The sequence below is a fragment of the Methylorubrum pseudosasae genome (assembly GCF_029504475.1).
Lineage (GTDB): Bacteria > Pseudomonadota > Alphaproteobacteria > Rhizobiales > Beijerinckiaceae > Methylobacterium > Methylobacterium extorquens.
In genome coordinates, this window is record NZ_JAQGDU010000002.1 from 3,098,947 (window position 1) to 3,122,752 (window position 23,806).

General features: G+C 62.1%; 21 protein-coding genes and 5 pseudogenes. 16 read left to right on the forward strand and 10 right to left on the reverse strand.

What is annotated here, in order from left to right; translation table 11 throughout:
- Positions 1 to 2 precede the first annotated feature (2 nt).
- Complete coding sequence (locus M2437_RS15560; RefSeq protein ID WP_253387977.1) at positions 3 to 245, forward strand: hypothetical protein; 243 nt, start codon at positions 3 to 5, stop codon at positions 243 to 245.
- A 421-nt stretch (positions 246 to 666) separates the two neighbouring features.
- Here M2437_RS15560 and M2437_RS15565 read toward each other — a convergent pair whose 3' ends face one another.
- The 3 genes from M2437_RS15565 to M2437_RS15575 all read right to left on the reverse strand — a co-directional run bounded on the left by M2437_RS15565 (position 667) and on the right by M2437_RS15575 (position 3,346).
- Positions 667 to 1,866, reverse strand: coding sequence for a hypothetical protein (locus tag M2437_RS15565; protein ID WP_309247833.1), 1,200 nt, complete (start codon positions 1,864 to 1,866; stop codon positions 667 to 669).
- Positions 1,867 to 2,164: 298 nt separating this feature from the next.
- Complete coding sequence (locus M2437_RS15570; protein WP_253387978.1) at positions 2,165 to 2,431, reverse strand: hypothetical protein; 267 nt, start codon at positions 2,429 to 2,431, stop codon at positions 2,165 to 2,167.
- Positions 2,432 to 2,845: 414 nt separating this feature from the next.
- Entirely contained in the window at positions 2,846 to 3,346 is a 501-nt protein-coding gene (locus tag M2437_RS15575) for a DUF3597 family protein (protein WP_253387979.1), read from the reverse strand.
- A 235-nt stretch (positions 3,347 to 3,581) separates the two neighbouring features.
- Between M2437_RS15575 and M2437_RS15580 the strand changes: the two genes are divergently transcribed.
- Positions 3,582 to 4,595 (forward strand): HWE histidine kinase domain-containing protein, encoded by a 1,014-nt coding sequence (locus tag M2437_RS15580; RefSeq protein WP_253387980.1) that lies wholly within the window; start codon positions 3,582 to 3,584, stop codon positions 4,593 to 4,595.
- A gap of 45 nt (positions 4,596 to 4,640) precedes the next feature.
- Here the strand turns inward: M2437_RS15580 and M2437_RS15585 are convergent, their stop codons facing one another.
- On the reverse strand, positions 4,641 to 5,090 hold the full coding sequence (locus M2437_RS15585; protein WP_253387981.1) for a low affinity iron permease family protein: 450 nt from the start codon (positions 5,088 to 5,090) through the stop codon (positions 4,641 to 4,643).
- A gap of 156 nt (positions 5,091 to 5,246) precedes the next feature.
- On the opposite strand from M2437_RS15585, the gene M2437_RS15590 reads away from it, so the two are divergent.
- Both M2437_RS15590 and M2437_RS15595 read left to right on the forward strand, forming a co-directional pair.
- Positions 5,247 to 5,708 carry an Rrf2 family transcriptional regulator gene (locus M2437_RS15590; protein WP_253387982.1) on the forward strand — a complete coding sequence of 154 codons (462 nt, stop codon included), beginning with the start codon at positions 5,247 to 5,249 and terminating at the stop codon, positions 5,706 to 5,708.
- The gene (locus tag M2437_RS15595; protein ID WP_309247834.1) at positions 5,698 to 6,249 is read left to right on the forward strand and encodes a class I SAM-dependent methyltransferase; all 552 of its coding nucleotides are present in this window, start codon (positions 5,698 to 5,700) and stop codon (positions 6,247 to 6,249) included. Before M2437_RS15590 ends, M2437_RS15595 begins: the two co-directional genes overlap by 11 nt.
- A 25-nt stretch (positions 6,250 to 6,274) precedes the next feature.
- On the opposite strand, the pseudogene M2437_RS15600 reads toward M2437_RS15595, so the two are convergent.
- Positions 6,275 to 8,687, reverse strand: a pseudogene (locus tag M2437_RS15600) (hybrid sensor histidine kinase/response regulator).
- 383 nt (positions 8,688 to 9,070) lie between these two features.
- On the opposite strand from M2437_RS15600, the pseudogene M2437_RS15605 reads away from it, so the two are divergent.
- Positions 9,071 to 9,256, forward strand: a pseudogene (locus M2437_RS15605) (MarR family winged helix-turn-helix transcriptional regulator); the annotation flags it as partial.
- A 373-nt stretch (positions 9,257 to 9,629) separates the two neighbouring features.
- Here M2437_RS15605 and M2437_RS15610 read toward each other — a convergent pair.
- Positions 9,630 to 9,896, reverse strand: a complete 267-nt coding sequence (locus tag M2437_RS15610; RefSeq protein ID WP_499007175.1) for a GCG_CRPN prefix-to-repeats domain-containing protein — start codon at positions 9,894 to 9,896, stop codon at positions 9,630 to 9,632.
- Between M2437_RS15610 and M2437_RS15615 the strand changes: the two genes are divergently transcribed.
- Positions 9,846 to 9,968 (forward strand): hypothetical protein, encoded by a 123-nt coding sequence (locus M2437_RS15615; protein WP_277570431.1) that lies wholly within the window; start codon positions 9,846 to 9,848, stop codon positions 9,966 to 9,968. The two genes, M2437_RS15610 and M2437_RS15615, sit on opposite strands and share 51 nt — an antisense overlap.
- 221 nt (positions 9,969 to 10,189) lie before the next feature.
- On the opposite strand, the gene M2437_RS15620 is transcribed toward M2437_RS15615, so the two are convergent.
- The 3 genes from M2437_RS15620 to M2437_RS15630 all read right to left on the reverse strand — a co-directional run bounded on the left by M2437_RS15620 (position 10,190) and on the right by M2437_RS15630 (position 11,319).
- The gene (locus M2437_RS15620; RefSeq protein ID WP_277570414.1) at positions 10,190 to 10,507 is read right to left on the reverse strand and encodes a SulP family inorganic anion transporter; all 318 of its coding nucleotides are present in this window, start codon (positions 10,505 to 10,507) and stop codon (positions 10,190 to 10,192) included.
- Positions 10,500 to 10,931 (reverse strand): universal stress protein, encoded by a 432-nt coding sequence (locus M2437_RS15625; protein WP_253387984.1) that lies wholly within the window; start codon positions 10,929 to 10,931, stop codon positions 10,500 to 10,502. Before M2437_RS15625 ends, M2437_RS15620 begins: the two co-directional genes overlap by 8 nt.
- 88 nt (positions 10,932 to 11,019) lie before the next feature.
- Positions 11,020 to 11,319, reverse strand: a complete 300-nt coding sequence (locus tag M2437_RS15630) for a hypothetical protein (protein WP_253387985.1) — start codon at positions 11,317 to 11,319, stop codon at positions 11,020 to 11,022.
- A gap of 561 nt (positions 11,320 to 11,880) precedes the next feature.
- Here M2437_RS15630 and M2437_RS15635 point away from each other — a divergent pair.
- From M2437_RS15635 to M2437_RS15655, 5 genes and pseudogenes are all read left to right on the forward strand, one after another.
- A pseudogene (locus M2437_RS15635) lies at positions 11,881 to 14,247 on the forward strand (glycogen/starch/alpha-glucan phosphorylase).
- A 6-nt stretch (positions 14,248 to 14,253) separates the two neighbouring features.
- Positions 14,254 to 15,063 (forward strand): IS5 family transposase, encoded by an 810-nt coding sequence (locus M2437_RS15640; protein WP_141951469.1) that lies wholly within the window; start codon positions 14,254 to 14,256, stop codon positions 15,061 to 15,063.
- 18 nt (positions 15,064 to 15,081) lie between these two features.
- A pseudogene (locus M2437_RS15645) lies at positions 15,082 to 15,255 on the forward strand (glycogen/starch/alpha-glucan phosphorylase); the annotation flags it as partial.
- 80 nt (positions 15,256 to 15,335) lie between these two features.
- Positions 15,336 to 17,441 (forward strand): glycogen debranching protein GlgX, encoded by a 2,106-nt coding sequence (glgX, locus tag M2437_RS15650; protein WP_277570338.1) that lies wholly within the window; start codon positions 15,336 to 15,338, stop codon positions 17,439 to 17,441.
- Between the two features lie 165 nt (positions 17,442 to 17,606).
- Positions 17,607 to 18,419: a hypothetical protein gene (locus tag M2437_RS15655; RefSeq protein ID WP_253387987.1), complete on the forward strand. Its 813-nt coding sequence runs from the start codon at positions 17,607 to 17,609 to the stop codon at positions 18,417 to 18,419.
- A 122-nt stretch (positions 18,420 to 18,541) separates the two neighbouring features.
- Here the strand turns inward: M2437_RS15655 and M2437_RS15660 are convergent.
- Positions 18,542 to 18,853, reverse strand: a pseudogene (locus M2437_RS15660) (IS1 family transposase); the annotation flags it as partial.
- A 543-nt stretch (positions 18,854 to 19,396) separates the two neighbouring features.
- Between M2437_RS15660 and M2437_RS15665 the strand changes: the two are divergent.
- From M2437_RS15665 to M2437_RS15685, 5 genes are all read left to right on the forward strand, one after another.
- Positions 19,397 to 20,518, forward strand: a complete 1,122-nt coding sequence (locus tag M2437_RS15665; protein ID WP_253387989.1) for an NAD(P)-dependent alcohol dehydrogenase — start codon at positions 19,397 to 19,399, stop codon at positions 20,516 to 20,518.
- A 451-nt stretch (positions 20,519 to 20,969) separates the two neighbouring features.
- Entirely contained in the window at positions 20,970 to 21,152 is a 183-nt protein-coding gene (locus tag M2437_RS15670; RefSeq protein WP_499007176.1) for a hypothetical protein, read from the forward strand.
- A complete protein-coding gene (locus M2437_RS15675; RefSeq protein WP_499007200.1) occupies positions 21,112 to 21,426 on the forward strand; it encodes a hypothetical protein in 315 nt (104 codons plus the stop codon). Before M2437_RS15670 ends, M2437_RS15675 begins: the two co-directional genes overlap by 41 nt.
- Positions 21,423 to 22,031 carry a TadE/TadG family type IV pilus assembly protein gene (locus M2437_RS15680; RefSeq protein ID WP_301292920.1) on the forward strand — a complete coding sequence of 203 codons (609 nt, stop codon included), beginning with the start codon at positions 21,423 to 21,425 and terminating at the stop codon, positions 22,029 to 22,031. Before M2437_RS15675 ends, M2437_RS15680 begins: the two co-directional genes overlap by 4 nt.
- Before the next feature lie 198 nt (positions 22,032 to 22,229).
- Positions 22,230 to 23,651 carry a TadE/TadG family type IV pilus assembly protein gene (locus tag M2437_RS15685; RefSeq protein WP_015823654.1) on the forward strand — a complete coding sequence of 474 codons (1,422 nt, stop codon included), beginning with the start codon at positions 22,230 to 22,232 and terminating at the stop codon, positions 23,649 to 23,651.
- Positions 23,652 to 23,806 lie beyond the last annotated feature (155 nt).

The following is a 23,806-nucleotide window of genomic DNA, read 5'->3' on the forward strand; positions in this document are numbered from 1 at the left end:
CCATGGAAAGAGTGCGGCGGATCGGGGCCTACCTGCAGGTTCAGGACGGAGACGGCTGCCGCCACCTTCTGCGCGTCTCCAGCGTCCAGGCGGTCAGCGACACCGACCTGATGCACAACGAGACCTTCATCACCGCGGCGGGCAAAACGATCCGCGTGCCTCAGGCGCTTGATGAGATCCTGCCGCTGATCTCGCCGGGAGAGCGGTTTCCCGCTGAGGAAGAGTCGGAGCCGTGGCCGTTCTGAGCTGAGGCGTCCGCGCAAGAGACCTACGAGGTCGTTTGGTGCGAGGCTGCGGAGGCCGGCATCGGCGTTGACGACCGCATGGCCGAGGAGCGGAAGCGGATGCTTACGGCGACGACGGTCCCGAAACGAAAAACCCCGCCGCGGCTGGGCCGGGCGGGGCTGAGAGGTGCGTGCGGGACTGACCGCGCGCGAGGCATCAGTGGCGTGCGGAGGCGGCGGGTCCATCCCTGCGCTGAAGCCTAGAGGACACGATCGCGTCACCCCGGAGCGACTCTGCCCATCCCCAGCGCCCCCGTCCGCCACCAATCGCCGATGTAGGGCTGGCACCGCTCGATCGCCGGGCCGATGTCCGGCCGGGGGCGGAAACGAAGAACCCCGCGCCAGCGAGCTGGGCGGGGCTGATGAGCTACGTTCGTAGGGCTCAGCCGAAGTGGCCGTCGTTGAAGGCGAGGCGGCCTTCCAAGGCACCGTTCTGTAGGTAATGCAGCATGGGATCGACACCGACGGCCTTCACGTCTGCGTTGGCGGCCAGATAGCCCTTCGTGTCGAAGTCAGCGGCAGCGTCGCGCCCCTCCTTCCAGCCGGAGTCGTGGAAGTGGTCCAGAGGGTTGATCCCGGCGGCCGCGACATCCTTGTAGGCGTCGAGATAGCCCTTGGTGTCGAACACCGCGTTCGGATCGCGACCTTCCTTCCAGCCATGAGCGTCGAAGTGCTGGTGAGCGAATTGGAAGGTGTCGCCACCGGCTGCGAGCGCGGCCTTCGCCACGTCAGCGTTGGCCAGCAGGTAGTACTCCGCGTCGAAGCCTTCGTGCTTGGCCAGATCGCTCGCGTTGCCGACAGCAGCGTAGGCTTTGCGCCCCTCCGCTTGCCCGTTGTCAAGGAAGTGCAGCAGCGGATCCATGCCGGCCGCTTTCACATCCGCGTTCCGCGCTAGGTACAGCTCGTTGTCGAAAGCTGCTGAGGGGTCACGACCTTCCTTCCAACCGAACTGATCGAAGTGCGCCAGCGGGTTGATACCTGCTTTGGCGACATCAGAGTTGGCTGCGAGGTAGCCCCCGGTCGAGAAAAAGGCGTTCGGATCCCGACCTTCGAGCCAGCCGAACTGGTTGTAGTGATTTTCCGGGCTGAGGCCCGCCGTGCCAACATCCGGATAACGCTCTAGGTAGTAGCTGTAATCGATCAATCCGCCCGAGCTACTATTAGGAACCTTCGGGGGTGCATCATCGTCAAGGATGGTAAACTGCGCGCTTATTACAGGCCGCACTCCTTTGGAAGGGTCAAGCACCGAAGTATAAAACGAGATCTGAAAAGTCTCGTCGGACTCAATTTGATTATCCGGATTGATTTTCAGACTTAGGTTTCCTGAAGTAAACCCGCTGACCGCGAATGCGTCTGCTGGCTCTCCACCAACCTTATTGCTGAAGAAATTGTCCCAAAAGTCCCCGTACGATCCCGTTATAGGCTCGATTTGCCAGTAAAAACTGTTGTACACAGGAGCATTCTGGCTGATAGAAAATTCTATCGTCCTCCCGCTTGCTCCGATCGGATCAGTGCCTTCTAAAACGCTCAATCCAAAGCTACTAAATACATTGTAATTTCCATTTTTTGCTATGATTTGCACGTCCGCGCCCCTTTTATTGCACCTCTAGCGAAAATATTAATCAAAATTACAACTTGACGTCAATCGATGCGGCGGCCTGTCCGTCTGAACACGGCGAGGTGATGCGATTGGGTAACAGCCTATGCAATCGCCCCGTAAGCAGAGGGCGCAGAGCTGTCTCGTCTCTTCTGTATCGTTCGCCGCAGCAGATTGGCTAGTTTTTGGGTTGGGTCATGACCGCACCCAAGCGCCACGCAGAACACCGCGATCGTCGCCTCGCCCTCGGCGATCCAATCGGCGACGCTGCGGTCTGGCTTGCTCACGCCTTCTGCGCCCGTGCCAGCAGGATCGCGGTGCGCGCGGCGGTACGCCTAGCACCAGTCGTGCTCGTCTTGTCACGCAGAACAGCGGCTTCGAAGGCGTTTGCCTTCACGGCGGACGCCACATCGAGAATGTAGCCCTCGGCGAGTTCCTCCCGCACATTCATCCGGCCGGCGAGAACGGCATCAATCAGTGCGTTCATATCGTCGTGGGTGACGACGTTGGCCTTGAACAGTTCGCCGACGGTGGGGTTGGGATCAGCCATGCCGCAGGGTATCGTGAAGCAGCTGGGCCCGCGGGAGCGTAACCAACGTTTCGTTAATGAAACCGGGTCGCCAAGGGCCAAAAAGCGCCTTCGAATGGCGCAGGAAGCGCTTGGAAAGACCGCGTTTTCTCATAGAAGCAGCGCGCTCATAACGGTCTGGTTGTAGGTTCGAGTCCTACCGGGCCCACCATCATTTCCCCTCTGCGCGGCACGCTTTCCACCCTCCCCCGGAGAGGCTCGTTCGGGTCTGCCGGAACCGAAACCGGAACCGATGACGTGCGAAAGCCTCGCTCGGAGGCCCTCCGGCGGGGTGGTCGGCGACGCGGACGCCGGCACGCGGCCGGCCCTCGGGGCGTCACAGGATTAGCGTGCCACCACCCCCGTGTCCCGTTCCAGGCCACGCCCCAGCCGGGCCTAGCCCGCAGCGTCCTCGCGCATCAGGATGCGGCGCATGCGGGCGTCGGCGCTCGCCATCGACGTGGGCGGGTCACCCGCGAACCAGCGATACAGCCAGATGACGCCGACGCGTGTGGCCGAGTCCTCCTTGTCGCCCGTGTAATGCAGCTCGTCGGCGAGCTGCTTGCGGGCCTGCAGACTGCTGTCGAGGTCGAGCAGCTTAAGGAGGTCGACGATGGAACGCTTGTAGTCGAGCGTCTGACCGTTCTTCGAGGCGAGGTCGGAGAGCACCTGGCCGACGTCGACGTTCGCTTGACCCGCGCCGGCCGGGCCGCCCACCACCGGGGACGGCGCCCCGCTCATCGAGGGCGCGGCCGCGCCGCTCGCCGACCCGGTCGGCCCGTCGGGGCCCTGGGCGGCTGCCGAGACGCTCGGCGTTTCCGAGGCGTGCGGTGCCGCGGCCTGGGCGCTCGCGCTGCCGCCGAAGATCTTCGACATGATCGACCCGAAGATGCTCATTCCATTTCCTTTTTGTCGATGGGCCCCGTTGGGAGGCGGTCGCACGACATCGGGAAGGCTCGCCCGGCGTTCCGGAAGGCGGCTGTCAGCCAGGTGGCGGTCGGCGATGGCTCGCAGGGTTGCGGCGACGGGGCGCGGGCGCCGAACCGGCCAAAGGCTATGCAGACAGGCAACCGCCGGGGCGGTCACAGGTTAATCCGCAGGCTCGCGCGCATGGGCCGGGTGGGGGCTGGACTTGGGGTACCACTACGACGCGAGGCCACCCGGACCCGACCTGCAGGTGCTACTCGCCGCGGTCGAGGCGACGGGCGAGGCCATCCTGATCACCTCCGCGGAACTGGACGAGCCCGGCCCGCGCATCGAGTACGCCAACCCGGCTTTCACCCGCATGTCCGGTTACGAGGCCGACGAGGTCCTGGGACGGTCGCCACGCTTCCTGCAGGGCCCACGCACGGATCGCGCGGTGCTGGATCGCCTGCGCGCCTCCCTCGAAGCGGGCGAGCCGGCCCAGGGCGAGGCGGTCAACTACCGAAAGGACGGCACAACCTACACCGTCGAGTGGCTGATCACGCCGGTGCGGGACGCGGACGGCCGCATCTCGCGCTGGGTCTCGGCGCAACGCGACGTCACCGAGCGCCGGGCCTCGGAGGACCGTCAGAACCTGCTCGTGCGCGAGCTCCACCACCGGGTGAAGAACACGCTGGCCACCGTCCAGGCCGTGCTCAACGCCAGCCTGCGCTCCTCCCTCGGCCTCACGGAGTTCCGGCAATCGTTCACGGGGCGGATCGCCTCGCTCGCCAAGACCCACGCGCTGATCACCGAGGACCGGACGCAGGTCGTGCCATTCGGAGACTTGGGATCGGCGGAGGTCCGCGCCTACGACGAGCCGGGCAAGCGGCGCATCACGCTCGAAGGCCCCCAGGTCATGCTCCCGTCCGAATTGGCGGTGCCGGTCGGCATGGCCCTGCACGAGTTGGCGACGAACGCAGTCCGCCACGGCGCGCTAGGCGACCCGGACGGACGCCTGGAGGTGACCTGGACGGTCGAGGACGGCCCGGACGCCCGGACGTTGCACTGGACCTGGAACGAGCACGACGGGCCACCCGTGGCGCTCCCGACGCGCGAGGGATTCGGCTCGCAACTCCTCAACCGGGTGCTGACCCTGCAGATCGGCGCGAAGGTGGACATCGCGTTCGACCCGGACGGCCTCAGGGTCATCGTCGCCGTCCCGCTGCCCGGTTCCAACTAGCGGCTCGCCGACGTCCGGGGCGCTTCCCCACGCCCGCCCGGTGTCTCAGCCTCCCCCCGCCCTGGCCGCCGCGTGCGCGGCCCGCTCGCGGGCACGCGCCTCGGCGGCATCGGCCGCTTCGCGTGCATCGTCCAGGCGCTCGGCCCTGGCGCGCGTCTCGCAGCGTTGCCGGAGCTCGTCGAGTTCCTCCTCGGTCAAGCTCTCGATGCCGATGTAGCGGTTCTGCGCGGCGCTCGACCGGATGAGTTCGTCGAGCTTAGCCTGGATGGCGGCCCCGTCCCGGTTCTGCGAGTTCTGGATCAGGAACACCATCAGGAAGGTCACGATGGTCGTGCCGGTGTTGATGACGAGCTGCCAGGTCTCCGAGTAGCCGAAGAATGGGCCGCTGACCGCCCACCCGATGACGATGGCGGCCCCTATTGCGAAGGCCAGGGGATGTCCCGCCCACTTGGCGACCTTGGCGGCGAAGGCGTTGAAGGCGCGCGAGACGGACATGCGGGGACCCTGACCCATGGATGGCCAGCACAGGGACTAGCTCGGCCCTCGGAACGCCAATGGTCGGTTTGTGGATCCAATGGGGAGGTCTGCGAATTCTTGGCACCCTTAGGAGCGGATAGACAGCGCAACGTATCATGCAACATTATGAGTTGCATGATACGGAATAGCAGGTTGTCGGGCGTGCTGCACGTCCTCCTCCACATGGCCGAGGCCGACGGGCCCGTCACGTCCGAGCGGTTGGCCGTGATGATGGGGACCAACCCGGTCGTGGTGCGCCGGACGATGGCGGGGCTGCGCGACCTGGGGCTCGTCGTATCCGGGAAGGGGTACGGCGGCTGGACCATCGCTTGCGACCTCGACCGGGTGACCCTGCACGACGTCTACGTCGCCCTGGGCTCGCCGGAGGTCTTCGCGATGGGACACCGGAGCGAGGAGCCGACGTGCCTCGTCGAGCATGCCGTCAACGCCGCGCTCGCGGGCGCCTTCCGCGACGCCGAGGCCCTGCTGCTCTCGCGGCTGGGCGACGTCACGCTGGCCCGTCTCAGCGCCGATTTCCACGCGCGATTGACGAAGCGCGGATCATGCGGCCCGGAGGCCAATCCAGATGACACATAGCGCCCGGCCGGAACCGATGGACTTCGTGGCGGCCTTCTCCAACCCGGAGGCCGCCGCACGGTATGCCGACGGCCCGCGCCGCTTCGTGCCGGGCTTCGAGGCGCTGCACCGGATGACGGGCATCCTACTCGCCGAGCACGCCGCGCCCGACGCGCGCGTCCTGGTCCTGGGTGCCGGGGGCGGGCTGGAACTGCGTGCCTTGGCCGAGGCACACCCGGGATGGACCTTCGTCGGCGTCGATCCGGCGGGGGAGATGCTCCGCCAAGCGGAGCGGACCCTCGGACCGCTCATGAGCCGTGTCACCCTTGTCGAGGGCTACATCGACGATGCGCCGGTCGGCCCCTTCGACGCGGCGACCTGCCTGCTCACCCAGCACTTCCTCGACGCGGCGGCGCTCGAGGACACCGTCAGCGCCTTGTTCAAGCCTTACGGGCCGCCCTGCGCGACGGCCCCTAGAACCTGGAGCGGCCGGCCCCGCCGAACAATGCCCAGGCCGGCCATCCGCGCGACTGCCGGCGTCAGCTTCGCCAATGGCCCATAGCACCCGCTTCACCGGAGCGCGACGCTTAAAGGTTGTGCGCCCTGGCCACATGCACGGCGCGCCGCAGGACGCGTGACAGATCCATCACGGAGTACGGCTTGCGAAGCAGGTCAAAGCCGTGCGTGCCCTCGGCGGCGAGTACGTCATTGCACCCGGAGGTCAGCACGACCGGGATCTCAGGGTATCTCCGGCGAATTTCGGTCGCGAGCTCGACCCCGTTCATGCCCGGTATCACCACGTCCGATAACACTACCTCGAACCTTGAGGGCGCGCGCTCGATTTCATGGAGCGCCTCTGCGGCGTCCTTCGTCCACACCGTGGAGTATCCGAGTTCGCGCAAGGCCTGCTGGGCGAAGGCCCCGACGTCGAGGTTGTCCTCAACGACGAGGACGCGGGTGCCGTAGCCTTCGGTGAGCGCCTCCGGTTCCGCGACCGGCCCCGCTGCATCGGCGACATCAGCCGAGACGCGGGGGAGGTAGAGAGTGAAGGTCGTGCCCTTGCCGAGCTCGCTCTCGACAACAATCTCGCCGCCAGTCTGCTTGGCGAACCCAAACACCTGGCTCAGCCCGAGCCCCGTGCCCTGTCCGACCATCTTGGTCGTGAAGAAGGGCTCGAAGATCCGCTCTAAATTCTCGGGCGCGATCCCCGCGCCGGTGTCGGAGATAGAGACCGCCACGAAGTCGCCCCGGCGGCCCAAGTGCGTCCTGACGGATGGTATTTTGTCGGCGCGGGCCAGCCGAATGCGCAGGTGGCCCTCGCCATCCATTGCATCGCGGGCATTGACCACCAGGTTGACCAGCGCGGTGTCGAAATTGGCTCGGGTCGGCGCTAACATGCAGGTACTGCGGCTCTTCCAGGGGTAGGTCGAGCTCGATTTGAACGCGCGCACCCGTGAGTGTCCACACCATGTCGGACACCGCGGCCACCGCGCGGTCGGCCGCAAAGGTCTCTGGCCGGAGCGCCTGCCGACGGGCGAACGCCAGGAGCTGTGCGGTGAGCTTCGCGGCGCGGTCCCCCGTGTCGGAGATGGCGCCGAGATAGCGCTGCCGGCGCTCCTCGGCCAGGTCGGGCCGCTTCAGAAGGTCGGTTGAGGACTTGATGACCGTCAGCAGGTTGTTGAAGTCATGGGCCACGCCCCCTGTCAATTGCCCCACGGCCTCCAGCTTCTGCGACTGCCGCAGTTGCTCCTCCAAGGCCCGGCGTTCGTTGACGTCGCGACCGGCGGCGTAGAAGTGGTCGCCCCTCGGGATGGCGTTCCAGGATACCCACCGATACCCGCCGTCCCGCTGGCGGACGCGCACGTCGACGTCGTCCAGGGCGACGCCTGACCCGACCCGCTCGAAAGCCCTGACGGACATACCCAGGTCCTCGGGGTGCACGAAGGCGTCGAAGCGCGCCCCCACGACATCGCCGGGCTTCCAACCGAGCATCTCGGTCCAGGCGGCGTTCACTTTCCGGAAAATGCCGTCGAGCCCGCAGACCGCGAAGAGGTCGCGGCTGGCTCGCCAGACCATGTCGCGCTCGTCTGCGCGTTCCTGCGCAGCGGCCTCAAGGTGGCCTTCGAGACGTCGCCGGTCCGTGATGTCGTTGAACAGGACGGCGACCCGGTGCTGCTCAGGCTCGCCCACTCGCAGGGCGTGGACGTCGTACCACCGCCCCGGAGCCACGGTGCCGCTCTCGAACCTGACGGGAATGCCCGTGCGAGCGACCTCCCCATAGGCGTCGAACCACGAACGTTCGTGGCCGGGCGCGAGCTCGGTCATCCAGCGGCCGGCGGCATCGCGCAGGCCCGTCTGTACCTCGAAGGCCGGGTTCACCTCGACGAAGCGGTAATCGACAGCCCAACCCTTGGCGTCGAAGCGCATCTCGATGATGCAGAATCCGCTGCCGACGGTGTTAAACAGGGCGCTGTATCGGGCCTCCCTCTCGGCGAGCATGCCCTCGGCGGTCCGGAAGCGGGTGACGTCGAGCTGACTCGCGAAGAAGTACCGGAGATCGCCCTCCGGGCCAAAGACCGGACCGACGTAGAGCTCGTTGCGGAAAGGCGTGCCGTCGCGGTGGTAGTTCAGGATCTCGACCACGACGTCGCGCCGGCCTGCGATGGCATCGCGGACCTTGGCCACGTCCGCGGGGTCGGTGCCCGGCCCTTGGAGGAAGCGACAGTTGCGCCCGATCAGTTCCGCAGCGTCGTAGCCGCATAGGTTCTGGAAGGCACGATTGGCGAAGACAATGGGGTTGTCCGGCAGGTTGGGGTCGGTCACGATCTGCGGCATGCGGGTTTTCTCCGAAGCCGTGAACAGGAGGTCGGCCGACGCTGCGGAGGTGAACTGCCCGCGCTCTGGCCGACGCAGGCCGTCCTGCCGCTCGGACTCCAGCATCGCCAGGCGGTGTTCAAGCTCGCGTTCGCGCTGTCGCATCCTGTCGATCTCGGCGTCCATGGTTCCCCTCGGTCGCATCCGTGGATATCCGCCGCCGCGACGACGCGGCTCGATCCAGCGAGGCCCTTCGGCGGACACGCCTGAGCTGGCCGCAGCAAGCTCCGGTCGTCCGTGGCTACGAGATGCGGAGCACACGCGCAGGCGCCGCGCGGCCACCGAGCGAGATCGAACACGCGACGGCGATGATGTGGGCTCCGGTGGCCTGAAGCTGCGCGGTCAGCGGCTTTGGAACCGGCTGCGACAAACCCATTATGACGCTCACGACAGCACGCTGTGGTGAGCGCAGTAGGTTGCCAAATCTGAGTCACCCCTGACTGCCACAGTCGGAGATGCCTCCGCGGACACGCTTCGAACGCGCCGCGCATGGTTGGGCCTGGTCGTCGATGTGTTGTGCCTCAACCCGCGACCTGATCGAAGCGGGTGACGCCTTGGTGCAGGATCTCGGCCTGACCAATGCCCGCTGGCAGGTGCTCGTGGCCATCGCGTTCGCGCTATCGCCCGCCCCGCTCCTCGTCGCCCACATCGCCCGCAACATGGGCCTCGTCCTACAGTCGGTGCAGCGCGTCGTCGACGACATCCGCGCCGACGGGCTGGTCCGGATCGAACCCAATCCCCATCACCGCCGCGCGCGCTCGTCGCCACGCCCACTCGCGGCAAGGCCGCCTGCGGGCAGGCCATGGCACGCAAGGACGTTTGCCGACTTCCTCACCGAAGGTCTGTCGCCCAAGGCCATCGATGTGCCGGCAATCTGGCTACGTGCCCTCCAGAAGCGGATCAGCGCCTTCCACGGACACATCGCATCCATCGCCGCCTCTACCGAAAAGAAATCCAGGAATGATCCGCGCCGAGACCCACGATCCGGCATCAAAAAGTTAGCGCTCAGAGATGGCCAGCAATCGAATACAGCTCAGCCGATTACAGAGCAGGATCGAGCCGTTGTCCTTAGCGGCGGAAACGACCCCCTCCATGGATGGCACGGCCGCCGTGGAATCCGCCACCCCGACGGCCGTACACGGCGCGCCCACCGTGGACGCGCGCCCCCCGATAGCCATAGGCACCGCCGCGGTAACCGTACACGGCCCCGCCTCGATAGCCATAGCCGGGCGTGCCGTAATAGCCGCCGTAGCCATTCGGCCGGCAGCCTCCATACGGACCGCGGTGGAAGCCAAGCCCGCAGCCGCCTGCGGCCTCGGCTCTGCCGATGCCGATCCGGCCCTGCTTGAGCGGGCCTATCCCGAGCAAGGCCACGAACGCGACGGCAAAGAGCGTCATCAGTCTTGATGGTCTCGTCATGGGGCACTCCAGCCAATACGTGCGCAAACGGTGCTCGGCACGCGCCCACTTGTTCGCGCTCCGCTTGAGCCGGTCCTACTCCACGGCACGGCTCTAGCGAGAGCCCTGGACGCCGGTGACCTAAACAGTAAAGCGAAGCCGCGAAGGGCGCTTGATTCGATGAGACAGTGACGTGACCGGCTTGCTTTGAGCCTGGCTGATGGAGAGGATCAACCAGAACTGAATGCAACCACCAGCGCGGTCAGTGTTACTGTCGCGATGAGACGCCCTTCCGGATCGACGTTTGGTGCCACGCTGCCGAGCTCGGCTCCCGTCAGGACGGCCAGCATCATCATAGAGTTCATGCTGATGAGGCGCGACGAACCAAGTAGGCCATAGATGGCAGAGAGAATCTGGGCGGCGTAGAGGCCGACCGCCACCGGCAGGCCAGCCAACGTAGCATAGGCCGTTGCCGTGACCAGAACGACGGTAGCGGCGGTAGGACCCGCAACGACTTCGAAACGAAACTGGGGCCGGCGATCAGCGATAAACCAAAACGGGTATTTTGGAGTGCGTGAGAACCTTCATAGTCTCGCTGCCGATCAAGAGGGCGGTAATGCCACGAGGACCATGCGAGGCCATGACGATGAGATCACAACCGCGGGTCTCAGCTGTTTCGATGATGGCTTCGAACGGTTGCCGGTCCTCGACTTTCACGGCGTCGCAAGACACACCGTCCCGCTTGGCCTTCTGCTCAGCGTCAACGAGCCTGCGCTCGGCGTCGGCTTGTGCGTGTCGCCAGTACTCATCCATGTACGTGTACGACCCGCCCAAGGCCATTTCTGGGAGCCGGTGAACTACCGTAAGCACTGTCACCTTTGCCCCCATAGTTTTGGCGAGCGACACGGCGTTTGTCACGGCCGAGGTGGAAAGTGCCGTTCCATCGGTTGGGACAAGAATGTGCTGGTACATCGGGATCTCTCCCAGGAACTTTGAAGCCTCAGTACGGGATGCACACGCCGGTGTACGCATCGTGATTGGCGTAAGGCCCACAGCCACCCTAGGTGTTCCCGTAGTAGCCGACCGCTGCGGCCGCACCGAGCCCGGCTGCGGCTATACCGTGACCGTACGGACGATAGCCAGCCCAGCCATAGCCACGGTATCCGTAGCGGCCGTAGCCCGACCGCGGTCGTCCTGCGATCGGCCCCGCCGCACCCCACGACGGACGCCCCACGCCCCCGCGGAAGCCGCCGCCACCTCGAAATCCGCCACCTCCCCCACGAACGCCGCGCGCATCGGTCCTTACGCTAGTCAGTATTAAGGTGGCGAAAGCCGTCGAGGCGATCAGAAGCGCTTTCATCAGCGTCTCACCCTGCTAGGGTTTGTTGTCAGCGCCGAGCCGAACCCGTACTCATCAAAGCGAGTAGATCTGTGGTCCGCTTAGCTTCGTTAACATCGCTGCCCGCAGCCTAGCGCTGATGCCGAGCTTGCTGCTTGATCAAGGAGGACACTCAGGGGCATATCCCCGCCGTGACATGTGCGGGCGGTTAGCTCGGCTGTGCTTAGTCATGGTCAATCTGGCCGAGCGAACGTTCGATCGGAACTGTACCTCCAACCCGTTCCGGCCACAACCACAGCAATGGCGCTGACAGTACAAGCCGGCGCATAACTGTCCCATTTAATCAAGCACCTCACTCATTTATAATTTATAGCCGCATTGTGGAGAATATTGATACAACATATATTATGACGAGCCTGTTTAACGATGCAAATTAGTTTGCAGTTCCGGACAAATAAGTACCTAGGATTTGTCCAAAATCGCGTATCACAACAATATATCTTATAATTTGCACTTAACATTACGCATGCTACTGCGATCGATTTCTGTTGGGAATAAAGCCATATATCGGGAAGTACTCACATGGCTATAGATGGAACTGAAGATTGTTCTGGTAGATTAGATGTCGGCAATGACGGCTGTCTTGATGGAGCATGTTATGATCAGTTTTCATCTGCCGAACTTGACGAAAAATTCTATAAGAGACATCTTGAGTTTGACAATGTCGTCTTCTCGGAAGCGAACAGTCCGCGTGAGCGATACGAAGCAATAGCGCGATCAATGCGCGATATTCTATCTCAACGTTGGCTGCGTACGGATGAATTTTACTCGGCCAGAGATTGTAAGCGCGTTTATTATATCTCGATAGAATTTCTAATTGGGCGCTTACTTGCAAACAATATCTTGAATCTTCGTATTGATCCGGCTGTAAAAAATCTCATAGAAAGCAAAGGTATTGACTGGCTTTCTCTGCTTGAGCAGGAATCAGATGCAGGCTTAGGAAATGGCGGCCTTGGTCGTCTTGCAGCCTGCTTTCTCGACTCGATGGCGATGATGCAAATTCCGGCCATGGGCTATGGCCTCCGGTATAAGTACGGAATTTTCCGGCAGTCCATCCGTGATGGATGGCAATGTGAAACAGCAGACCACTGGCTGAGGCGCACAGATCCCTGGGAAGTGGCTCGGCCACTTGAACAGGTTGAGATCAAGCTTGGATGCTCATTCGAGATCCGCGGCGGGACGCTTGCAGCAATTCCTGGACAGCCATCGATCCTTTTAGGGATTCCGTTTGACCGTCCAATCGTTGGCTATGGCGCTAAGACCATCAACACGCTTCGGCTCTGGGCCGCTGCAGCGCCCAATGCGTTTGGTTTTCAAACCTTCAGCACCGGAGATTTTGTGAGCGCGCTAGCGGAGCGCCTGACCGCTGAGTCTCTGACGCGAGTTCTTTACCCAGATGACTCTACGAGTACGGGACAGGGGCTACGTTTCGTCCAAGAGTACTTTTTAGTTGCATGCTCTCTCGGCGATCTCGTAAGGCGGTTTCAAAAAAACAACTCAGACTGGCGTTTGCTTCCAAATAAAGTTGCTATCCATCTCAACGATACCCATCCCAGCCTAGCTGTCGCGGAGTTGATGCGTATCCTTCTCGACGAGGCGAACATCGGCTGGGACGAAGCCTGGAATTTGACCCGCGAGACGCTTGCATACACAAACCACACACTTTTACCTGAGGCACTGGAGAAGTGGCCTTTCCGATGGTTTGAGCTGCTGTTGCCTCGACAACTTGAGATTATCCTGGAGATCAACCGCCGACTTATATATGAAGCACAGGCGCGATTTCCCATTGACGAGCAGCGTCATGAACGGATCAGCTTAGTTGAAGAGGGCCATGACCGAAAAATCCGCATGGCAAACCTGGCAATTGTTGGCTCACATAGTGTGAATGGGGTTGCTTCGCTCCACTCTCGGTTACTGCGAGAAAAGACATTTAAAGATCTTTCGGATATGTTCCCCGAGCGGTTTAATAATAAAAATAATGGAGTTACACCACGTCGTTGGCTACTGCTTGCCAATCCTGGCCTTGCCAAAACAATTACTGAAGCCATCGGCGACCGATGGATCACGGATTTTGGCCAATTGGAAAGGCTAAAGCAGCTTGCGAGCGATTCCGCACTTTGTGCTTCCATTCGCCAAGCCAAGTACGCCGCCAAATCACGACTCTCGGATTGGCTTAAGACGACGTCTGGGTTTAATATAGATCCAGATACGATATTTGATGTCCATATAAAACGAATTCATTAGTACAAACGCCAGCTGCTAAATGGACTGCGCATTGTCGTTCTTTACAACAGACTGCGTGAAAATCCAGGTCTTGTTGTAGCACCGCGAACATTTCTCTTTGCGGGCAAGGCAGCTCCCGCTTACCGCTCGGCAAAACTCATCATTAGATTTATCAACAACTTAGCTGGCACCATCGATGGTGACCCGGCAGTGAGGGGTCGACTAAAGGTCGTTTTCCTACCCGAATATTGCGTCTCTATGGCAGAGAGGCTGATTCCAACTGCCGACGTCTCTAATCAAATCTCGACCGCCGGCTATGAAGCCAGCGGCACAAGCAACATGAAGTTCATGATGAACGGCGCATTGACGCTCGGGACGCTCGACGGCTCAACCATTGAAATGGCTGAGACGATTGGTGCTGAACATTTTTTTCTGTTCGGATTGACTGCTGAGCAGGTGGTAGGAAGTCAGGGATGGTATAACCCAAATTGGCATTATGAGACCGAGTATGAAACGCGCGCAGATCTTGATCTTATATTATCGAAACATTTCAGCCGCCATGAACCTGGTTTCTTCGAGCCCCTGCGTGACATTTTACTGACGTGCGGAGATCGCTACCGACACCTAGAGGCTGTTATGGACCTGTCAGCTGTGAGGCTCAGATGATGGGCGATGAGCCTGTCCCGGAAAGCCTACCCGTCTGATGTGTCCGATGATGAGTGGGCATTGGTCGCCCCGTATCTGACGCTGGTCCGCGAGGACGCTGGCCAGCGCGCGCATCCGTTGCGGGAGGTGTTCAACGGGCTGCGCTACGTGGTGAAGACGGGCGCGCCGTGGCGCTGGATGCCCCACGACCTGCCGCCCTGGGCGGCCGTCTACCAGCAGGCGCAACGCTGGCTGCAGGCGGGCTGCTTCGAGCAACTGGCCGAGGACCTTCGCGCCGTGCTGCGCCTGGCGGCCGGGCGCAAGGCGGAGCCGTCGGCGGCCATCCTCGACAGCCGAACGCTGCGGGCGACGCCCGAGAGCGGCGAGCGGGCCGGCTACGATGGGGCCAAGCGCAAGCAGGGCTCGAAGCTGCATATGGCGGTGGACACGCTCGGCCACCTCCTGGCCCTGCATGTCACGCCGGCCAACGCCGATGACCGCGCCCAGGTCGAGCGTCTGACCAAGGCTGTGCAGGCGGCCACCGACGATCACGTCGAGATCGCGTTCGTGGATCAGGGCTACACGGGCGAGAAGCCAGCCACAGCCGCGCGCAGGCACGGCATCGAACTGGAGGTCGTGAAGCTGCCGGAGGCCAAGCGCGGCTTCGTACTGCTGCCCAAGCGCTGGGTCGTGGAACGCTCCTTTGCCTGGGCCACCCGCTTCCGCCGGCTCGTCAAAGACTACGAGCGCTATGCCAGCACGCTGGCTGACCTCCACATCGTCGCCTTCGTCTGCATCATGCTCAAAAAGGCCGCTCTACTCGCAGCCAGTTCATAACAGCCTCTAGCAGATTTTACGTCATATCTTGAGGCGGACAGGCGGATGCTTGAGACGTACGCAGATATTCAGGATTGGGGAAGGAAGGCTATTTGGAACATAGCAGGATCATGCCACTTCTCAGGTGATCGAAGTATTACTGAGTATGCCTCTGAGATTTGGGGCGCCCCGCCTGTTTCAGTTGCCCGATGAGGATGCGTGTAGATTACGATATTGAGCTTGATGATTTGCAAGCAGTGCCGCGAGATCACCAAGCACGGTAGGGCTCGGCAATGATGACGAAGATCGCTTTGATGAATAATCAGGATAAGCTCTGCTGCATCACAACCAAAGGCGCTCCGTCGCCGCTCGGTGCAACCTGTTGCCCCGAGGGAGTAAACTTTAGTGTCTTCTCAAAGCATGCAACTGGTGTTGATCTATTGTTGTTTAACGACGTTGATGATATCAGCGCCAAATATATAATTCACCTCAATCCTTCCACGAGCCGCACTTATCACTACTGGCACACGTTTGTTCATGGCTTAATGGCAGGCCAACTGTACGCCTACCGCGTTTATGGTCCATTCGAGCCTTCCTCAGGTCTGCGATTCGATCCGACGAAGGTGGTCCTCGACCCCTATGGCCGCTGTGTAGCCGTTCCAACGAACTACATTCGTGCCGCGGCATGCCAGCCTGGCGACAATGCAGCCCAAGCAATGAAGAGTGTCGTTGTGGATCCATCCCTCTATGACTGGGAGAGTGACACTCCACTACGGCGGACCTCTGCGCAAACAGTTGTATATGAGGCACATGTGCGCGACTTTACATACCACCCCAGCTCTGGTGTCAGTGAAAATAACCGCGGCACATTTGCTGGGCTTAGCGAAAAAATTCCATATCTTAAAAAACTACGAATTACGGCAGTCGAGCTGCTTCCAGTATTCCAGTATGATCCGCAAGACTCCCCGCCGGGCAAGACAAACTACTGGGGATACTCTCCTGTTTCTTTCTTCGCGCTGCATCAACTCTACAGTTCACGCGAGGATTGTCTAGGAGTGATAGACGAATTCCGCGATATGGTCAAAGCGCTGCATGCTGCGGGTATCGAGGTCATCCTCGATGTTGTGTTTAATCATACTGCAGAAGGCGACCAAAATGGGCCAACCTTGTCCTTTCGCGGATTCGATAATTCTGTATACTACACTATCGGGGAGGATGGGAGTTTCGCTAACTATACCGGAACTGGTAACACTCTCAATGCTAATCATCCGATCGTTAGAAGATTGATTTTGGACAGTCTCCGTTACTGGGTGCAAGAAATGCACGTAGACGGGTTTCGGTTTGATCTGGCGTCAGTTCTCGCCCGCGACGAAACAGGGCTTCCACTTTCAAGCCCGCCGGTCCTATGGGACATAGAATCAGACCCAGTACTCGCAGGTACAAAGCTTATCGCCGAAGCCTGGGATGCGGCAGGTCTTTATCAAGTTGGTAATTTCGTTGGTGACAGCTGGAGGGAATGGAATGGGCGATTCCGCGATGACGTTCGCGCATTTTTTCGCTGCGAGGTAGGTTCTGCAGCGCGGATCGCGGACCGACTGGTGGGAAGTCCTGCACTCTACGAGCATAAGGGACGTGAGGCCGAGCAGAGCGTGAACTTTGTCACGTGCCACGATGGCTTCACTCTGAACGATCTTGTATCCTTTAATGGCAAGCATAATGAGGCGAACGGAGAGGATAATCGCGATGGCGCTGACGATAATCGTAGCTGGAATTGTGGATTTGAAGGTCCAACATCCGATCCCTTGATTGACAAATTAAGAAATCAGCAGATTAAGAATTTTCTCACTGTAACCATGGTTTCTCTCGGCATTCCAATGATCACAATGGGCGATGAGGTGCGTCGCACGCAGTTCGGTAATAACAATGCATATTGCCAAGACAACGAGACGAGCTGGTTTAACTGGAGTTTGGTGCACAAGCACGCTGACGTACTCCGATTCACAACTTTGCTGGTTGCAAGGCGTGTTCTGCGAAGCATTGACCATGAAATGCAACGCATCAGCCTCGGTCAGCTGATTCAGAAATCTAATAAAACGTGGCATGGTACGAAACTATATTGTCCAGATTGGGGCGCGCGTTCGCATAGTTTTGCTTTAGAAGCGGAGCTTCGCCGAGAAAAAATCAAATTTTATTTGTTGCTAAACGCATTCTGGGAGCCTTTAGTATTTGAGCTGCCTCCGACAGGTAGTACTGATGGCGCTGTTTGGTGCCGCTGGATAGATACATCCATGCAGTCTCCCGACGACATCGTTCCGTGGTTGGAGGCGCCTTCGGTTAGTGGCTCAACGTACGAAGCGAGCGCACATTCTGTAGTTGTATTAATCAGGAGTTTGTTGTAAGAGCTTTTCCTTTATATCTGTCAAATTGTAGATTTTATACCCGCTGCCTACCTACTCGTTTTGTCAGGAATTCGCCTGACTGACGCCCGGGAGGCGCGCCTCGCCCGGATGTGGCGTGCGTTCCGCAACGGGGGACTTGACCGTGGCACTCAGGACGCGACCCGGGTGCTGCGCATCTGGGGATCGGTGAACCCGAAGTCGAACACGGTCTGCTGCCGCCTCTGGCCCACCCTGATTGAGGACCTACAGCGCTGCCGGGTGGACGCGCTCGCCGACGCGGTCCTGCCCCTGACCAACATCGCCTATTGGCAGCGGATGGAGGAGCGGGCCGCGCTGCCGCCCCGGCCCGAGCGCCCGGCCCGCGCGCCGCGCGCCGCCCCCTACGCCTGCAAGGCGGGGGGCGGGGAACGGAAGCTTGGCGACCTGCTCCGCCTGCGCGAGCGCCGCGGTCGCATCGCTACGGACCAGCAGCACATTTGGGTTTTCCTGGCCGTCAATGCCTACGCCCGGGCGAAGGGAGGCGACCCGGGCACGTGGGCGTCCTTGCTGGCGCCTCTGGCCGGCCTGAGCGTGGCGGAGGCCCTTGACTGCCTGGGGACGCTGGGCCGCCGGCAGGAGCGCAAAGAGGCCGGCGAGACCGTCGAACACGGCTCGCAGGCCTGGAACCCGCTTTACCACTACAACTGCGCGAAGCTGGCCGACCTGCTCGGCCTGACCGAGGCGGAAGCGAACGCCGCCGGCCTCAATTTTGTCCGGCCTGGTAAGGGCGTCGCGGTGCCCGACATCGAGCGGAAGGGGGCCGAGCGTGTGCGGGACGGGGCCGTGCCCCAGGCAGCTGCAGCAGCCCTCCGCAAGGTCAAGCTGATCGAGTTTCGGGTAGTGTCTCAGTTTGAATTTAGGCGGGCTTGGGGTCCTCAAGGGACATGGTTTGCTCAAAAATATCGTTTTTTATTTTCTCAAGTAAAAAGGTTGTTTTGAATGCAAGCTCCGCAATAAAAATTAAAAATCGACAAACTTATCAGAACTATTAATCGTTTACAATAGAAAGGATATATTTTTGGTTCTCCTTGATCTCTATGCGGCGTTCAGCGAATTTTCTTTTAGCGTCTCCATTCATTGGCGACCTTGATACGCTTCCTATACGGCCCTCGCTTACCCGGCTTCGGCGCAGCCGCCTCTATCAATGCCGCCATGTCTTCTATGCTCCACAGTCGATCCGACACGCCCATCGCCATGACCGGGCTCGTCCGATGCTTCTTGTGCAGCTTCACGAAGTTGTACCAAACGGTGTCGGGCGCGACCATATGGGCGTGGTTCTCGAACCTTTTCGAGAAGGCATTCGATAGGCGCGTGAGGCGCTTCGTCTGCATCCACATAGTGAGGTTCTGCCGTTCCACGTAGGACGTGGAGACGTCTGGCCGGCGACCTAATGCGCCAATGGCGAGGCTGCGCAACTCAGCTGCCCTCACGGTCTCGCCGGGTTCGGGGCACCTTATCGTCAGCGTCGTAACCACGCCGTAACAGCCGTCACGGTTACAGAAGGCTCATTATCCGATGCCGATCACACTCAGGGATTCGGCCGGCCTCCGAGCGAGACAGCGCGCGGTTCGCACTTCACAGCGTACCACGCGGCTGCTACACACATGTCAGTCACAGCGCCTACAACATATTGATTTAAATCGTAATTTTTTAAGCAGGTTCCCGTCCTGCCGGGCCCACCACGCTCCTTCTTGCGCCGAACGTATCCGCCAAGACGCGCAGCAGCGCCCGAATCCGACGGCGCGCGGGCGATGATCCGCACTGCGTTGATCCGGCGCCGCGCTTCGCCTGCCGGAGGCCGGCAGCCGGGCGGAAGAATTGCTGGCGCGCACAATTAACCGTGGCGCGAGGACGCTCGAACAACTTTCCGTCGTCTCGCGAGTTGAGGTTCGGGGGGCCCTGAATGGAGACAGGGCATGAACGGTCAGGCCGAAACCCGTATCACCGAGCGCAACCGAGCCCGCACGGCGCGCATGAAGGCGGCGATCTTCGTCGAGCCGGGGCGCATCGTGCTGGATGAGAAGCCGGTCCCCGAGATCGGGCCGCTCGATGCCCTCATCCGCATCACGACGACCACGATCTGCGGCACCGACATCCACATCCTCAAGGGCGAGTACCCAGTCGCGCGCGGCCTGACGATCGGCCACGAGCCGGTCGGGATCATCGAGCGGCTCGGCAGCGCCGTCCAGGGGTTCCAGGAGGGGCAGCGGGTGGTGGCCGGCGCGATCACGCCGTCCGGGCACAGCGCCGCCTGCCTCTGCGGCTGCCTCTCGCAGGACGGTCCGGACACGAAGTACGGCTTCAAGCCCATGGGCGGCTGGCGCTTCGGCAACACCATCGACGGCTCCCAGGCCGAATACCTCCTCGTGCCCGACGCCATGACGAACCTCGCCCCCGTTCCGGACGATCTGAGCGACGAGCAGGTTCTCATGTGTCCCGACATCATGTCGACGGGCTTCTCCGGGGCGGAGAGCGGGGGCGTGCGGATCGGCGACACGGTCGCGGTCTTCGCCCAGGGGCCGATCGGCCTCTGCGCCACGGCCGGGGCGCGGCTGATGGGGGCCACGCGGATCATCGCCGTGGAATGCGTGCCTAAGCGCCAGCAGGTCGCCCGCAGCATGGGTGCGGACGAAATCGTGGATTTCTCCAAGGAAGATCCGGTCGATGCGATCCTGCGGATCACCGACGGCCGGGGCGTCGATGTGGCGATCGAGGCGCTGGGGCGGCAATCGACCTTCGAGGCCGCCCTGCGCGTGCTGCGCCCGGGCGGAACGCTCGCCTCCCTCGGTGTCTATTCGGAGGATCTGCGCATCCCGCTCGGCCCCTTCGTGGCGGGGCTCGGCAACCACACCATCGTCACCACGCTCTGCCCCGGTGGGAAGGAGCGGATGCGCCGCCTGATGTCGGTCGTTGCCTCGGGCCGCATCGATGCCCGCGCACTCGTCACGCACCGGTTCAGGCTGGAGGCGATCGAGGAGGCCTACGACCTCTTCGCGCACCAGCGCGACGGCGTGTTGAAGGTCGCGATCACGCCCTGATCCGCCGCTGCGGGCGGAGTGAGGGCGCGCAGCCGAGCGATTGCGCGCCCTCACGCGGCTGACAGGCCCTCAGGCCGTTTGACGGGCATTCTGGCGGTGGGCTGGTTCCGCCTTGACCCGCTCCGGTAACGCCTCAAGCGGAATGACCTCTTAGCGTGTCTGACGTCGCAGTGGTTTGCGCAATCCTCCTGCCCGCATTCACGGAGCGTAAACGCGTCCCGTCCCATCATCGTCGGACGAGCGTAACCTCTGCCCAGAAGTTTCACGACGGTGTCGGGGCTGTACAGAGGCGGCGTCAGCGAAGACGAAGTGATTGAAACCCTCCCGGCCTGCCCCGCACAATCGAACCCACCAAGCGCCGGACACATTGAGGTCGCGGTTCATCGGCGACGTGGGTGGGATTGCTGCGGTCGAGCTCTCGCTCGTGATCTTGCCGCTCTTCGTCCTGATGATGGTGATCGCGGAGGCTTCGCTCTTCGTGTTCGCCCAGCAGCAATTCGATCTCTCGGTTCAGCGGGCGGCACGCCTCCTCCGAACGGGGGACGTTCCAAGAAGAGGCGACCGGCGCCGATCCGGCGCAGTCCCTGCGTGGTTTGCTCTGCGGCACCGGCATCCGGCTCTACCAATGCGATGAGATGCGGGTCGATCTCGTGCGCACCGCCACCTTCGCCATCAAGCAGATCGCGCCGGCCTACGATGTCGCCCGCGGCGACTGGGCCGCCGGGTTCGGTACGCAGTTCACCTGTCCGTCGGGCGGCGGCATCCATGTCCTGCGTGCCGCCGTGCCGATCTTGCGGCCCTTCAGCTTCCTCGACTTCACCGGTCAACGCATGCCCGGCGGCAAGCAACTCCTCACGGCGACGGCTGTCTTCCGCACGGAGGATTATGCGGACAAGCCGTGTGCATGAGGCCGCGGAATCACCTCTGGACTGGACGGCGCGCCGCAGCGGTCACGCATGCGTTCGGTCGGGCCGAAGGCGGTGTGAGCGCCATCGAATTTGCCTTCATCGCACCGGTCCTCGTGATCCTGTTCATTGCAGCGATCGAGATCCCACGGGCGATCGCGACCAATAACCGTCTGGCCCAGGCCACGATCGCGATGGCCGACCTGGCCTCCAAGAACGATTACGCTGACATCAACGACGTGTACGCGGCCGCTCAGGTCGTGGCCGCTCCCTACAGCTTGGCCGGAACCGGCATCGTGCTGACCGCGGGCGGGGTCTATCAGGTGGGCAACGACTTCGTGGCCAGGGTCTGCTCCAGCGTCCAATCGGGGGACAAGGCGCGTATCGTCGGCTCGGATATCGGGCCGCCGCCGGCGGGGACGGCGTTGAAAGGCGACCGCTTCGTCATGGCCGAAACGCGGCTGTCCTACCGGCCGCTGTTTTCCTTCTTTCCGGTTCTCAACACCTTGACCTTCACGGGCAAGGCCGCCTGGCCGGTGCGCGAGGGGATCGCCACCAATGGACAGGCTGAAGTTGTCTTGCCGGGTGGAAAGCCATGTCCGCCTTGATCCGGACCGCATCACTCGATCGCGTTGCTGGCCCGATCGGCCCATCCCTCCGTCCGTGACGCTGAAGGAGAGGCTTCTCGTCGTGAAGGGTGCGTAAACCGTACGCACACTGCTCGGTCCTTGCGCAATAGACCCTATTAACGCGGGAGAATTATCCCTTCGGACAGGGACGCAGCCAGCAACAGGTCAACAGTCACGATGGTGGCGCGAGACGTAAACGGAGGGTCGACGCGTACGATTCGGTGGAGGCAGCCCTTCGCGCGCCTGTGCCGGCAGAATGACGGCTCGGTCGCGGTGATCTTCGCGCTGGCGGGCTCCACCCTGATCGGCCTGGTCGGAGGGGCGATCGATTACGCACGGTTTGCCTCCGCGCGCACCAATCTGCAAAGCGCGGTCGATGCCGGCGTGCTGGCCGGCGGCAACGCCCTCAAGCTGGTCGTGTCGAGCAGCGAGTCCATCGTCGGCCTGACGACCCAGACGATCCAGGCCGAGGCGAAAGCCGGCGCCGACGCCCCGGTCTCCATCCAAGTCACCGTCGCCTCCGACAAGACGAGCGTCGAGGCGCGCGCCGAACAGGTCATCAAGCTCACGTTCGGGGCCTTCGTCGGCATGGCCTCGATCCCGATCTCGGCCCGCGCCCGGGCGAGCGTCGTGGGGCGGATGCGCCTGTGCATGCTGGCGCTCGATCCCGCGGCGGCGGGTGCGTTCAACCTGGAGCGCAACGCGCAGGTCACGGCCTACGATTGCGCCCTCTACTCGAACTCCGTCAGCCGCTCGGGGATGGTCGGTCGCGACGGCGCGCTCGCCCGGGCGCAGACGATCTGCTCGGCAGGAGGCTTCAAGGACGACCGGGCGAACTTCACGCCCAGCCCGCAGACGAGCTGTCCCGTCATTGAGGATCCGCTCCGCAACCGGCCGGCCCCGCCGGTCGGGAACTGCGTGAACCTGCCCGAGATCCTCCGCCTTGCCGATCTGCTGACCGGCAAGAGCAAGGGCAACAACGTCATCGCAACGCCGTTCACCCTCGATCCCGGCACCTATTGCGGCGGCTTGCACATCACGAAGAATGCCGTCGTCACCCTGCGGCCGGGCATCTACGTCATGAAGGACGGCCCGCTCATCGTCGACAAGAGGGCGACGATGACGGGCAAGGATGTCGGCTTCTACTTCGTCGGAAACAACAGCGGCCTTCTCTTCGACAAGAGGACGACCGTGGACCTGACAGCGCCGACGACGGGGGCGATGGCGGGCCTGCTGATGGCGGAGGACCCGTCCGTCGCCCTGCCGACCGATCCGGTGCTGGCCGTCGATACGCTTCTTGGCGACATCGTCACGCCGACGCCCCTGCCGCTCAACGCAAGCAAGCCGATGCGGACCTACCGCATCATCAGCGACAACACTCGCACCATGCTCGGGACCATCTACCTGCCGGCCGGTCGCCTCGTGATCGATTCACAGCGGCCCGTGGCGGATCTCTCCGCCTATACGGTCGTCGTGGCCCAGCAGATCAATCTCTACGAGGGCCCGAACCTCTACCTCAACGCGGATTACAACCGTTCGAGCGTTCCGCTCCCGAAGGGGGTCGGCCCGATCTCGGGGCGGCTCGTCATCAGCCAATAGAGCATCGTTTCGAAAGGTGATCACCGGCCTTTGGGAAAAACGATGCAAGAACATGATCTTAGAGCGTCGTCCTGGATTGATTATTCAGGACGACGCTCTCGCCATCGCGATCCGTGCCGGAGCACCGATCCGCCCCGTCGCGAGACCTTTGCCGC